This is a genomic window from Micromonospora sp. NPDC127501 (assembly GCF_040302185.1).
Classification (GTDB): Bacteria; Actinomycetota; Actinomycetes; order Mycobacteriales; family Micromonosporaceae; genus Micromonospora.
The window spans coordinates 418,783-432,559 of sequence record NZ_JBEORJ010000004.1 but is presented as its reverse complement, the minus strand read 5'-3'; the positions used below and the strand labels follow the sequence as shown (position 1 = coordinate 432,559).

Genomic DNA, 13,777 nt, shown 5'->3' with positions numbered 1-13,777 from the left:
GGCGGCCGGTGACCGCCGTTGCTACCCAGCGGCGCGATTGGTCAACCACGAACTCTTGCGGCGACGGCCAGACTGTGAAAATTTCCTACCAGCAACGCGGACATCGACGGCGAATCTTGCCGCGCACCGCGCGAAACATCCGGGAGCCCCAACGAAGGGACAGACCGCATGAAAGCCACCCGACTCGGAGTCGCCGGGCTGGTCGCAGCCCTGCTCGGCACGTTCGTCAGCGCCACCCCCGCGAGCGCCGCACCCGGCGCGGCCGACACCACCAGCGCCGCCACCTGCGTCACCGACCCGGCCACCCCGAAACGGCAGTTCCGGGCCATGTGGATCTCGTCGGTGGTCAACATCGACTGGCCCAGCAAGGCGTCCCAGACCAACCCGGACCGGATCGCGGCCCAGCAGGCCGAGTACCGCGAGCTGCTCGACCTGGCCGGGCGACTGCACCACAACGCCGTCGTGGTGCAGGTCCGGCCCACCGCCGACGCGCTCTGGCCCTCGCCGTACGAGCCCTGGTCGGAATACCTGACCGGGGTACGCGGCCAGGACCCGGGCTGGGACCCACTGGCCTTCCTCGTCGACGAGTCGCACAAGCGGAACCTGGAGTTCCACGCCTGGTTCAACCCGTACCGCGTCTCCATGCCGGCCCCCGGTGGCGCCGGCGCCGACCTGACCCAGCTCGCCCCGGGCCACCCGGTCCGGCAGCACCCCGACTGGACCTTCGCCTACCCACCGGCCGGCGTGGCCGGTAGCCGGCTCTACTACAACCCCGGGATTCCCGAGGTCCGCGAGTTCGTCCAGACCGCCATGATGGACGCCGTCAAGCGGTACGACATCGACGGCGTCCACTTCGACGACTACTTCTACCCCTACCCCAGCGGCACCTACCAGGTGCCGGACGACGCGGCCTTCGAGGCGCACAACCGGGGCTTCACCGACCGGGCCGACTGGCGGCGGGACAACATCAACCTGCTGATCCAGGAGATGAACGGCAAGATCAAGGCGGCCAAGCCGTGGGTGAAGTTCGGCGTCAGCCCGTTCGGCATCTGGCGCAACAAGAGCGCCGACCCGCTCGGTTCGGACACCACCGGCAGCCAGTCGTACGACATCATCTCCGCCGACACCCGCAAGTGGATCAAGCAGGAGTGGATCGACTACGTGGTGCCGCAGCTCTACTGGTACATCGGCCAGTACCCGGCCGCCGACTACGCGCGCCTCGTGCCGTGGTGGGCCGAGACGGTGCGCGGCACCCGCGTGCAGCTCTACATCGGCCAGGCCGACTACAAGAGCGGCGATCCGGCGTACGGGCCGTACTGGCAGAACCCGCGTGAGCTGTCCGACCACCTGACGCTCAACCGGTCGTACCCGGAGGTGCAGGGCAACGTGCACTTCTCCGCGGTGCAGGTGCGGGCCAACCGGCTCGGCGCCACCGACATCTACGCGGCCGAGCACTACTCCCGCCCGGCGCTGGTGCCGGCCATGCCCCACCTGCCGGCCCGGCCGCTGCTCTTCCCGGTGGTCAGCAAGGCGACCCGGCAGGCCGACGGTGTCCGGCTCACCTGGCGCCAGCCCGCCGACGGCGTCGGCCCGCTCGGCACCGTCACCTCGTACGCGATCTACCGGTTCGACGGCACCACGCTGCCCGGCCGGTGCGCCACGGCCGACGCCGCGCACCTGGTCGACACCGTCCGGGCCACGCCCGGCAACACCCAGTCCTGGGTGGACACCACGGCCGAGCCTGGTCGGCGCTACACCTACCAGCTGACCGCCCTGGACCGGTCGGCCAACGAGAGCCCCGCCAGCCCGCCGGCATTCGTCCTGCGCTGACCGCCTCTCTGGATGCCCCGGACGCCTCGCGCGTCCGGGGCATTCGTCTGTTTCAACGTATGTCACCAATAGTTGGCGAGGCGCATACCGCCTAGTTGATCAGCTGATCGACACTCATCGACATCCGGTAACCCGCCGGTAACTTCCGTCCCACCCGCTCACCCCCGCGGAGGTAACCCGTGCCCCGACGTCTCGCCACCCTGATCGCCTCGGGCGCGTTAGCGCTGCTCGCCACCCTCGCCATCGCCTCTCCCGCCGCCGCCGTCACCCCCGCCCAACGGCTCTCCGTGCTCTCCAGTTGGACCCAGACCAGCGCGTCCAGCTACAACTCGTGGAACAGCGCCCGGGTCAACCGGGCGCCCTGGGCCGAGTACAACTTCAACTGGTCCACCGACTACTGCTCGTCCAGCCCGGACAACCCGCTCGGCTTCACCTTCAACCTCGGCTGCTACCGGCACGACTTCGGCTACCGCAACTACAAGGCGGTCGGCCAGTTCCCCGCCAACAAGTCCCGCCTCGACAGCGCCTTCTACGAGGACCTGAAGCGCGTCTGCACCACGTACAACTCGGTCGTCCGGCCGGCCTGCTACAGCCTGGCCTGGACCTACTACCAGGCGGTCAGCATCTTCGGCTCGGTAGCTGCCGTCCAGCAGGCCGACATCGACCGCGCCGCCCGAATGAAGGCCCAAGCCGAAGCCAACGCCGCCGCCCGCCGCTAACCCCCACCCCCCACCCCCACCCCCCACCCCCACCCCTAGACGGCGTTGATCAAGAGGTTCCGGTCACCGGAAGCGTGTTTCCTGACGCAAACCTCTTGATCAACACGGCCAGACCGGGGGTGGGGGTGGGTGTGGTGGGAGGGCAGGTGGGGTTAGGCGCGTTCGGTTCGGGTGGCGGGGTGGCGGTCGGGGTCGGCGGGACGACGGGGGGTTGGTTGGGACAGGCCGGTGCTGAAGCGGGTCGAGTCCGCCGCCAGGTCCGGATGTTCCACGTCGAGTGCCAGCGCCGCGGCCTCGTCCAGCCCCAGCTCCGCACCCTCGCCGTACGCGTCGTCGAAGGCCGCGTCGCCCAGCACCGCGCGCAACTCCCCCTGCTGCTCGGCCCAGTAACCGCCGAAGATGCCGGGGGTGGCACGCATGCTCGCCCGGGTGGCCTGCGCGGCCCCGAACAGGCGGGCGGCGGTCGACCGCTCCCCACCGATCGCGCAGCGCACCGCTACCGCGTTCAAGGTGTCGCACGCCCGCCCGTGGTAGCCGTGGCCCATCCGGGAACGCAGCGCCACCAGCAGATGCTCGTGTGCGGCGATCACGTCGCCGCGGGCCAACGCGACCATGCCGAGCAGCATGTCCACCGAACGTCGGCCCCGCTCCACGGGCCGGGCCGCCTCCACCGGACGCACGGCGCCCAGCAACTCCGCCGCCTCCTCCAGGGCACCCCGCCGCCAGAGCAGCTCGGCCAGGCTGAACACCGCGAACAGCGCCTCGCCGATGACGTTCTGCCCGTGCGCCCAGTCGATGACCTCCCGGCACACCCGCTCGGCCTCGACGAACTGCCCCATGTCCACGAGTGGCGCGGCCCTGCCGGCGAGTACCCGGGCCAGCAACCCGGCGTCGCCGGCCTGCCGCGCCGCCGCCTCCGCCCGCTGGGAGTAGCGCAGCTCCTCGGCGAACTCGCCGTCGGCGCTGGCATGCAGCGAATGCATGTGGTACGCCGCCGCCATCTCCGCCTCCGGGATCCGCTCCCCCGTCTCCGCGATCCGTCCGTACAGCCGGAACAGCCACAGCCGCCCCTCGCGGGCCAGGCCCCGCTCCAGCCACCACTGGTCCAGCCCACCCGCCAGACCGAGACCGGCTCGGGCGCTGCCTCCGGTGGCGCACCACCGCAGCGCGGCGCGCAGCTCCCCGGCCAGTGGATCGAGGGCATACAACGACAGCGTCACCGGCCGGCCGTCCTGGCCCAGGTGGGCCCGGTCCAACGCGTGCGCCGACCAGGCCACGTGCCGGTCCCGAGCGGCCTGCTCCTCGCCCGCCTCGGCCAACCGCCGCGCCGCGTACGCCCGGATGGGGTCGAGCATCCGGTAGGTGCTGCCGGAGGCGCGCGGCTCGGCCAACACCATCGACTTGTCGACCAGGACCGAGAGCGGGTCCAGCGGATCGTCACCCAGCAGCCACTCCACCGTCGCCAGATCCACCGGGCCGGCGAAGACCGCGAGCCACCGCAACAGGCGGGCGGCCCGGGGCCCCAGCGTCCGGTAGGACCAGGTGACGGTGGCCTGCATGGTCAGATGCCGTTCGGTGGCCGAGCGCTGGACCGCTCGGCTCGCCGGCGTGGGCGGTGACGCACCGGCCGCCGCGGCGACCAGGTCCACGGTGTCCTGCTGGTTGCCGGACCAGCCTCGCTCCACCGGCGGCGGATCCGGGTCCTCCCGGCCGGCGTCCAGGGTGCCGAGGACATCGTCCAGCCGCTCGGCGAGCTGGCCGACGGAGAGCACCCGCAGCCGGGCGGCGGCCAACTCGATGGCGAGTGGCAGACCGTCCAACCGCTGCACGACCCGACGCAGGTCGGCGGACTCGGCCGGGTCGGGCTGCCGACCACCGCGCGCCGCCGCCGTACGGTCCAGCAGCAGCGCCACCGCGTCGCTCTCCGCACCGTCCGCGCGCGGGTCGACCGAGAGCGGCGGAATCCGCCACACCACCTCGCCGGGCAGGCTGAACGACTCACGACTGGTGGCCAGCACCCGTACACCGCCCCCGCCGGACAGCAGCCGCGCGATCACCTCGGCGCAGGCGGCCGGTTGGGTGTCGCAGGTGTCCAGTACGACCAGCATCCGGCGGCCGGCCGCGTACTCGACGAGGGTGTCCAGCATCGGCCGACCCGGCTCGGGACGCAGGCCGAGCACGGCGGCGATGGCGAACGCCACCAGCCCCGGGTCGGTCACCGAGGCGATGTCGACGAACCAGACCCCGTCCGGGTACGCCTCGACAACTCCGCTGGCCAACTCCACAGCGAGCCGGGTCTTGCCCGCGCCGCCGGCGCCCAGCACGGTGACCAGGCGGTGCTGACGCACCAGCAGGCCCAACTCGATGCGCTCGGCCTGCCGGCCGACGAACGAGGTCACCTGGGTGGGCAGGTTGTGCGCCACCGCGTCAGCGGTGCGGGGCCGGGGGAACTGCCGCTCCAGACCCGGGGCGACCAGTTGGAACAGTCGTTCCCGGTCATCGAAGCCGCGCAGTCGGTGCAGGCCCAGGTCGAGCAGGGTCGCACCCGGCGGCATCGGCTCGGCCCGACGTGCGGTGGACGCCGTACAGAGCACCTGCCCGCCGTGCGCGGCGGCCGCCACCCGGGCAGCCCGGTGCACCTCGGGGCTGGCGTACTCGCCGTCGCGTGGCTCGGCATAGCCGGTGTGCAGGCCCATCCGCACCCGGGGCGCGGCCTCGGAGGTGGGCCAGTCGTGGCTGGACAGTGCCCGCTGGGCGGTCAGGCACGCGGTCATCGCCGCTGTCGCTTCCTCGAAGGCCAGGAAGAACGAGTCGCCCTCGGTCAGCAGCTCCGCGCCGCCCGTGCTGGCCAGCGTGCAGCGCAGCAGCCGTCGATGCTCGGCGAGCACCGGGCGGTAGTCCGGGCCGAGCAGCTGAGCCAGCCGGGTCGAGCCCTCGATATCGGTGAATACGAAGGTCACCCAACCGCTCGGGAGCTGGATCCGTGGCGACATGCGAGGAACCTCCGCCCGTGACGTCGGGTTCATGCTGCCTGAGTCCGAGCGATCACACATCGTGAGAACGGCCGGGCAAGTGCCGCCTCAACGTGCCACTCGGACCCGCTCCCGGCAAGGCTGGCCCACCAGGCGGCAGCGAATTGGCCCGATCAGCAGCCGCAGGCGCCGCCGCAACAGCCACCACCACCAGCGGCGGGTGCCGGGGCACCACCACTGCGGCCGGTGACCGCGACCGCGGAAAGAAGCTTGACCGTGTCGGCGTGTCCCTGAGGGCAGCTGGCCGGCTCACCGGCCGCCGCCATCGAACGGTTGACCTCGAAGGTGTCGCCGCAGGCGCGGCAGCGGAACTCGTACCGGGGCATGGCATCCAGGGTACGTGGATCTGGCGGTTCGCGGCGCATGGGTGATACTCGACAGGTGGTGGACGGCGAGGACGACACGCGTGTGCAACCGTTACGACCGGCCGCGCCGCTGGACGGGCCGCTCGAAGGCTCAGGGGCCGCGCCCGACCCGGTGCGCAAGGTGCCCCGCCCCCGCCGCCCCTGGCTGAGTGGGCGTTCCCCGGGTGCGCGGACCACGCCACCGCCCACCCCGTCAGCGGCGGCCACGCCACCGGCCACCACGCCGGCTCCGCCAGCGGCCAAGCCCCCCGCAGCCGACTCCGCGGGGTCCGAACCGGACGCGAGCGCCACCGGCACGAAAATTCCAGCCGAACCCGTCCCGACCGCCGGCCCGGCGACGGCCCCCCGGACCGAGGCACCCAAGACCGAGACCGGTAAAGCCGAGACCGGCAAGGCCGAGACCGGTAAAGCCGAGGACCTCAAGACCGACGCTGCGAAACCCGAGGACCAGAAGACCGACACCCTCAAGGCCGACGGCGCGAAGGCCGACACCACGAAGGCCGGCGCTCCCCAGGCCGAGGACGGGAAGGCCGACGCCTCGAAAGCCAGCGCCGTGAAAGCCGAGGACCCGAAGGCGGACGGCAGCGTCAGTGACCCGGGTGCGCACAAGTCAGCCGGCACGTCGAGCGCCGACACGCCAGCCGACGAGGCGAAGGCCGGTGCCGCGGGTCCGGCGAAGACCACTGTGGATGAGATTCCGGCCGTGCCGGCGTCCGACCCGGCCCGTCGGCGGCGGGTGCAGTTCGCGCACGCGGTACGTCTGCCGCCGCGCCGGGCAGCGGCCGCCGCGGCCCAGGCGACCCGCGCCTGGGCGCGCCGGCCGAGTGGTCGGCTGACCCTGCCGGGCGTCTTCCTGCTGGCGCTGGTGGCCGCGACCGCCGCGGCGGGAGCGCTGCTCGTGCCGGCCGCGATCCGCTCACCGCGCCCGGTCGCGGTCGACGCCTCGGCCTCGCCGACCGGGGTCGCACCGCCGGGGCTGCCGTCCGGCCTGCCGACCGGCCCGCTGCCCACCGGGCCGCTGCCGACCTTCCCGTTGCCCACCGGCGGTTTGCCCGGCAACGGGCTGCCGACCGGGTCGGTGATCGGTGGCCGACCGTCGGACGCCCTGGCCGGCTGGGCGCAGCAGGTCGGTGCCAAGGTCGACGTCCCGGCGGTCGCCATGCAGGCGTACGGCTACGCCGAGCTGGTGCTCGCCCAGACCAACCGCAGCTGTGCGCTGAGCTGGACCACGCTGGCCGCGATCGGAAAGGTCGAATCGGATCACGGCTCGACCAACGGGGCGCGGTTGGGGCAGGACGGCAAGGCGGTGCCCAACATCTTCGGGCTGCCGCTGGACGGGAAGGAGGGTCGGATGCGGATCATCGACACCGACCGTGGGGCGCTCGACGGGGACGCGACCCTCGACCGCGCCATCGGGCCGATGCAGTTCATCCCGACCACCTGGCAGGAGATCGGCGCGGACGCGGACAACGACGGCCGCAAGGACCCGCACGACCTGGACGACGCCGCCCTGGCAGCGGGAAACTACCTCTGCAAGGGCGGCCGAAACCTGAGCATTGCGGGCGACTGGTGGAACGCGATCCTCTCCTACAACGACGTACGGCGGTACGCCCAGGACGTCTACGACACCGCGAACCGGTACGGACGGGCCAGTCGGTCATGAAGTGATCGTCTCGATACGTTGGAGAACTGGACACTTCCCCCGGGCCTCTGTTAGCGGCAAGCTAGACAGGTGATGGTGCGCGAGTGGGACCCCAGGACCGCGTCGTCCGCCGAGATCGCGTCGCTGTTGGCCACGCTGAACGCGGTCCTGGCGGCCGATCTGCCGCAGGACCCGCCCTGGCGGGAGGCTTCGCTGCGGGAGTACCTCGCCGAGGTGATGCCCGGCGAGCGGCGGATCTCCTGGATCGCCCAGGCCGAGCCGACCGCCCCGGGCGACACGGGCGCGGTCCTCGGCCAGGTGCACGTACTCCTTCTGGGTGACATCGGCGTCCTCGAGGTGCTGGTGCACCCGTCCGTCCGGCGCACCGGCCTCGGCCGTGACCTGGTGCTGCGCGCCGCGCGCCGGGTCTACCAGGAGGGCTTCCGGTCGATCGGGGTCGAGGTCGTCGGCGACACTCCGGCGGTCGGGTTCTACGAGTCGCTCGGCTTCAACCGGGAGTACGTGGAGACGCGCAGCGTGCTCGACCTGACCGCTGTGGACTGGGCCGAGCTGGCCGAGATGGCCACCGGCATCAGCGCGGGCTACCAGCTGGAGTTCTTCCCGGGCGGGCCGCCGGACGACCTGATCGAGGCGTACGCGCGGGCCAAGGCCGAGGTGCGCGACGTCGACGACGGTGAGCTGCGCCCCAGCTCCTACGACCCGGAGCGGCTGCGGGACAGCCTCGACACGCTGCACCGGCGGGGCATGAAGCCGTACATCGTGCTCGCCCGGCACGAGCAGAGCGGCGAGGTGGCCGGCCTGACCGAGGTGGTGGTGCCGGCGCAGCACCCGACCCGCGCCGACCAGTACGACACGATCGTCGCGCAGGATCACCGGGGCTACGGCATCGATCGGGCGATCAAGGCCCGGATGCTGCTGGAGTTGCGCTCCGCCGAGCCGGAGCTGATCGAGGTGCAGACCTGGAACGCGCAGGCCAACGAGGCGATGTTGAAGGTCAACGCGGAGCTGGGCTACCGCCCCGACCGGGACTGGTGCGAATACAGCGTCGACGTCGCTGAGCTGGTGCACCGCTCCGATCCGCCGCGCTGAGAAATTCACGAAACTGTCCATTGGGGGATGGACGGTGGACAGTCGCGCACCTTAACGTGCGTTGACCCCCATCCACCCATCGTGGAGGCCTTATGCGCCCGCGCCGCTCAATCGCCGCGCTCGCGACCGCCACCGCCGCCGTGACCGTCACGGCGCTCGGCGTCGCACCCACCGCGGCCAGCGCCGCACCCACCGACCTGTTCATCTCGGAGTACGTCGAGGGTTCGTCGAACAACAAGGCGATCGAGCTCTTCAACGGCACGGGCGCCGCCGTCGACCTGGCGGCCGGTGGCTACCAGTTGCAGCTCCACTTCAACGGCTCCACCACGGCCACCACGATCGCCCTGACCGGCAGCGTGGCGGCCGGCGACGCGTTCGTGTTCGCCAGCGCCTCGGCCGGGGCCGCCATCCTCGCCCAGGCCGACCAGACCACCGGGGCCAGCCTCTTCAACGGTGACGACGCGATCGTGCTGCGCCGGGGCACCACGGTGCTCGACTCGATCGGCCAGGTGGGCGTCGACCCGGGCACCGAGTGGGGCGCCGGCGTCACCAGCACCGCGGACAACACCCTTCGCCGACTGCCGAACGTGGCCGCCGGTGACACCGACCCGTCGGACGCGTTCGACCCCGCCGCACAGTGGGCCGGCTTCCCCGTCGACACGTTCGACGGGTTGGGCGCGCACACCGTGGACGGCGGTGGCCCGGTCGACGTGCCGGCCACGCTGACCTGTGGCGGGCCGCTGGTCACCGCCGCCGGCACGGCCGCGAGCCGCGAGGTGACCGCCGCCGACCCCGACGACACGATCGTCGACCTGGCGGTGACCGCGATCAGCCCCAGCCCGGCCTCCGGCTCGATCACCCGTACCGCGTTCACCCCCGCCGACGGGGTGGGTGGCACCGCCCGCGCCACGGTCGGCGTGAGCGCCGACCTCGCCGCCGGGGCGTACACCGTCACCCTCACCGCGACCGACGCGGGCGGTGGCACCGCGAGCTGCGCGCTGGCCGTGCAGGTGACCCGGGAGCTGACCGTCGGCGAGGTGCAGGGTCCGACCACCGACACCGAGTCCGGTCCGAACGACCGGTCACCGCTCGCACCGGCGAGCGGCAACGGCACGAGCAGCACGCTGTACGACGTACGCGGCGTGATCACCCAGTTGACCCTGGCCCGTACGTCGGCCGGGGCGGAGCAGCACGGCTTCTTCCTGCAGAGCCGCGTTGGTGACACCGACGGCGACCCGACCAGCTCTGACGGCATCTTCGTGTTCATGGGCACGTTCACCTCGCTGATCGGCGGTTACGTGCCGACGGTCGGCGACGAGGTCGTGCTGCGGGCCCGCGTGTCGGAGTACTACAACTTCACCCAGCTCTCCGGCGCGTCGCTGGTCCGCCGGATCGGCGGCGGGCTGGTCGTGGACACCGCGGTCGCGGTGACCGACGCGGTGCCGCCGACCGTGCTGACCGACGCGCAGCGCTTCTGGGAGCGGCACGAGGGCTCCCGGATGCGCGTACGCGCGGGCAGCGGCGCGGTGAGCGGCCGGGACGTCTTCTCCTCCACGGCCGACGCGGAGCTGTGGGTGGTCGACCGCGACGACCCGCTGCTGGACCGCGCCGACCCGTACTCCCGGCGGGTCTTCCGTGATTCGCACCCGCTGGACAACGACCCGACCCGCCGCTTCGACGACGGCAACGGCCAACGGACGCTGCTGGGCAGCATGGGCGTGAAGGCCACCGCCGGGGACAGCGCCGCGCTGCTCCCGCCGGCGCACACCTTCGACACGCTGCGGGCGGACGCGGTGGGCGGGGTCTACTACTCGTTCGAGAAGTACGGCGTCCAGGTCGAGCGGGCGGAGTTCGCCGCCGGGGCCGACCCGTCGAAGAACAACCCGCCCAAGCCGGCCGACCGGTCGCAGGAGGTGGCCGTGGCCACCTACAACGTGGAGAACCTGTACGACTACCGCGACGACCCGTTCGACGGCTGCGACTTCGCCGGTAACGCCGGCTGTGTGGGCGTCGACCCGCCGTTCGACTACGTTCCCGGCAGCGAGGCGGAATACCGCGAGCAACTGGCCGCGCTCGCCGACCAGATCGTCAAGGACCTGCACGCACCGGACCTGATCCTGGTGCAGGAGGCCGAGGACCAGGACATCTGCACGATCTCCGGGGCGGCGCTGAGCTGCGGCGACACCAACAACGCCGATGGTGCTCCGGACAGCATCCAGGAGTTGGCGCTCACCGTGGCGGCGGCCGGTGGGCCCGCGTACGCCGCCGCCTATGACCGGACCGGCGCGGACGCCCGCGGGATCACCGCCGCCTTCCTGTACCGCACGGACCGGCTGTCGCTGGCGGCTGCGACGGCGAACGACCCGCTGCTGGGCTCGGCACCGACCGTCCAGTACCGGGCTGCGGGGCTGCCGACCAACGCCGACGTGCAGAACCCGAAGGCCCTCAACGCGGTGCTACCGGCGGATGTGGACACCTCGACCGGCCGGGACGGGAGCAACGTCTTCACCCGTGCTCCCCAGTTGGGCAAGTTCAGCGTGGCCGCGGCACCCGGCTCGACCGAGCGGTTCACCCTGTACGCGCTCAGCAACCACTACTCCTCCGGCCCGGACAGCCGGGTCGGGCAGCGGCGGGAGCAGGCGCGTTACGGCGCGGCGATCGTCACCGCGATCGAGGCGGCCGACCAGACCGCCCGGGTGGTCTACGGCGGGGACCTGAACGTGTTCCCCCGCCCGGACGACCCGATCGCCACCGGTGACCAGCCCACGCCGTCGGACCAGCTCGCCCCGCTCTACGAGGCGGGCCTGCACAACCTGTGGGACAACCTCGTCGCGGACGTGCCGGCCTCGGCCTACTCGTACAGCTTCGAGGGGCAGGCGCAGACTCTCGACCACCTGTTCGTGAACGACGCGTTCTACGGCGACCTGGTGCAGGTGCGGGCGGCGCACATCAACGCCGACTGGCCGGCCGAGTTCGCCGGTGACGGGTCGCGGGGTTCCAGTGACCACGACCCGCAGGTGGCCCGGTTCCGATCCCGGGCTTCGTTGAGCGTGGCCGACACGGCGGTGGCCGAGGGCAACCAGGGCACCCGGCAGCTCACCTTCACCGCCACCGTGTCTCGGCCGCTGTCCCAGTCGGTGCTGCTCTGCGCCGCCACCGTCGGCCTCACGGCGCAGGCCGGCTCCGACTTCGACCCGTACGCCGGCTGCAAGGTGTTGGCCGCCGGGCAGACGTCGGTGGCGTTCCCGGTGTCGGTGCGCGGTGACCGCAAGCGGGAGACGGACGAGAAGTTGACGCTGCTGGTGGCCGGCGTGCCCGGCCTGCGGCTGGTTGATCCACTCGCGGCCGGAACGATCACCAACGACGACTGAGGTTCGCCTCGATCGCGCTCGACCCAGGATGTGGTGGCCTCCTCCGACCAGGAGGCCACCACATCCTGCTTCAGCATGATCTTGCCCCGGGACGTAACACCGTGCCGCCGCCGAGCCAATGAAGGGGTGTAAGGACGGCCAACGAGAGGACGGCCTGTGACTATCCCGAGCCCAGGCGGGGATGGCCTGGCGGCCATCGGCGCGGACCCCGAGGCGTTCGAGCGGTTCTACCGGCGGCACGTCGAGACGATCAGCCGGTTCGTCGCCCGTCGTGTCGACGACCCCCACACCGCGGCCGATCTCACGGCCGAGGTGTTCCTCGCGGTGATCGACAGTGCGACCAGTTACCGGCCGGAGCGGGGCAGCGAGTTGGGCTGGCTCTTCGGCGTGGCTCGCAACGTCATAGCGGCCGAACATCGGCGGGCGACCCGACTCCTGCGGGCCAGCGGTCGCATAGCGGGACGACGGCTGCTCGACGCCGACGACATCGCCCGGATCGAGGAGCGCATCGACGCCGAGGCGCTGGCCCGCCGCACGTACCAGGCACTGCGCGGCCTGCCGGAGCGCACCCGCGCCCTGTTGGAACTCGTCGCCGTCGACGGCCTGTCCGTGGCGGACGCCGCCGACGCGCTCGGCATCTCCCCGGTCGCCGCCCGGGTCCGTGTGCACCGGGCACGTCGCGCGGTACGCCTCGCGCTCGCACAGTCCGAATCCGCACTCGTCTGATCGGAGGGATGATCACCATGACCCACACCCCACTGGGCAACTTCGAGGAACGACTCCTCGGCGAGTTGCGGGACCACGTCACGAACCAGACCTCCGACCCGGCGCCGACCGCGCCTCCCGTTCGTGCGGCCCGCCGAGGCCCGCGGTGGCGTACGCCGGGCTGGCGCCTGGCCGGGGTCGGTGGGCTGGTCGCCCTGCTGACCATCGGCGGGTTGGTGGTGCAGACGGTGGACGACGCGCCACCCACGGCGAGCGCGGCCGAGATCCTGACCGAGGCCGCGGATACGGCCCGGCAGCAGCCCGACCTGGTGGCGCGCCCCGGCCAGTTCCTCTTCATCGAACTGCGACTCACGTGGCGGGATCGGCCGGATGCCGGCCCGTATACCGAGGAACGGCTCCAGCGCTGGGTGCCGGTCGGCGACGACCCCACCTGGCAGCAGCGGCGGAGGCTGGAGAGCCGCCCGGACGAGTGGCGGACCGACAACGTCTCGCACCTGGCGCCGCCGCCCGGCTACTTCCAGGGCCTGCCCACCGAGCCGGAGCAGATGGCGCAGTACCTGCGGGATCACCCGATCCCCCTGGACCTGCCCGCCGGCGGGGACCTGGAGGCCATCAGGAACGACCCTACGACGATCTTCGGCGACGGAATGTGGATGCTTGAGGGGTACGTGCCGCCGCAGTCGCTCGGCGCGCTGTTCCAGGCGATGGCCCAGGTGCCCGGGGCCACCGTGTTGCCCGGCGAGGTGCGGGACGCGGCGGGCCGGCGGGGGGTGGCACTGCGGACGCCGGGCGTGGTGGGGGCCCACATCGACCTGATCTTCGACCGGGAGACCCACACCTACCTCGGCACCCGCCGTCTTGTCGTGCGGGATGGCAAGGAGTCGCCCTACACGAGCACCGCCGTCACCCAGATGGCGATCGTCGACCGCCCGGGGCAGCTGCCCTGATCCTCAGGGCGCGGCGATGATCGCGCTCGATCCTG

General features: G+C 72.1%; 8 protein-coding genes and 1 pseudogene. 7 read left to right on the top strand and 2 right to left on the bottom strand.

Annotated features, from left to right (window positions below; genetic code table 11):
• The first annotated feature begins 168 nt into the window (after window positions 1-168).
• Together ABTW72_RS12120 and ABTW72_RS12115 are read left to right on the top strand one after the other, a co-directional pair.
• Window positions 169-1,830, top strand: coding sequence for a glycoside hydrolase family 10-like protein (locus ABTW72_RS12120; RefSeq protein WP_350857648.1), 1,662 nt, complete (start codon window positions 169-171; stop codon window positions 1,828-1,830).
• A 179-nt stretch (window positions 1,831-2,009) separates the two neighbouring features.
• Window positions 2,010-2,549 (top strand): phospholipase, encoded by a 540-nt coding sequence (locus ABTW72_RS12115; RefSeq protein ID WP_350857646.1) that lies wholly within the window; start codon window positions 2,010-2,012, stop codon window positions 2,547-2,549.
• A 152-nt stretch (window positions 2,550-2,701) separates the two neighbouring features.
• Here ABTW72_RS12115 and ABTW72_RS12110 read toward each other — a convergent pair whose 3' ends face one another.
• Window positions 2,702-5,542 carry an ATP-binding protein gene (locus ABTW72_RS12110; RefSeq protein WP_350857643.1) on the bottom strand — a complete coding sequence of 947 codons (2,841 nt, stop codon included), beginning with the start codon at window positions 5,540-5,542 and terminating at the stop codon, window positions 2,702-2,704.
• A 152-nt stretch (window positions 5,543-5,694) separates the two neighbouring features.
• Window positions 5,695-5,907: an FmdB family zinc ribbon protein gene (locus ABTW72_RS12105; RefSeq protein WP_112674337.1), complete on the bottom strand. Its 213-nt coding sequence runs from the start codon at window positions 5,905-5,907 to the stop codon at window positions 5,695-5,697.
• A gap of 470 nt (window positions 5,908-6,377) precedes the next feature.
• On the opposite strand from ABTW72_RS12105, the pseudogene ABTW72_RS12100 reads away from it, so the two are divergent.
• From ABTW72_RS12100 to ABTW72_RS12080, 5 genes and pseudogenes are all read left to right on the top strand, one after another.
• A pseudogene (locus ABTW72_RS12100) lies at window positions 6,378-7,609 on the top strand (lytic transglycosylase domain-containing protein).
• Window positions 7,610-7,681: 72 nt separating this feature from the next.
• The gene (locus ABTW72_RS12095) at window positions 7,682-8,698 is read left to right on the top strand and encodes a GNAT family N-acetyltransferase (RefSeq protein ID WP_350857890.1); all 1,017 of its coding nucleotides are present in this window, start codon (window positions 7,682-7,684) and stop codon (window positions 8,696-8,698) included.
• Between the two features lie 92 nt (window positions 8,699-8,790).
• The gene (locus ABTW72_RS12090) at window positions 8,791-12,069 is read left to right on the top strand and encodes a lamin tail domain-containing protein (RefSeq protein ID WP_350857640.1); all 3,279 of its coding nucleotides are present in this window, start codon (window positions 8,791-8,793) and stop codon (window positions 12,067-12,069) included.
• A gap of 156 nt (window positions 12,070-12,225) precedes the next feature.
• On the top strand, window positions 12,226-12,795 hold the full coding sequence (locus ABTW72_RS12085; RefSeq protein ID WP_220090045.1) for an RNA polymerase sigma factor: 570 nt from the start codon (window positions 12,226-12,228) through the stop codon (window positions 12,793-12,795).
• 17 nt (window positions 12,796-12,812) lie between these two features.
• Window positions 12,813-13,742 carry a CU044_5270 family protein gene (locus ABTW72_RS12080; protein WP_350857637.1) on the top strand — a complete coding sequence of 310 codons (930 nt, stop codon included), beginning with the start codon at window positions 12,813-12,815 and terminating at the stop codon, window positions 13,740-13,742.
• Window positions 13,743-13,777: the final 35 nt, after the last annotated feature.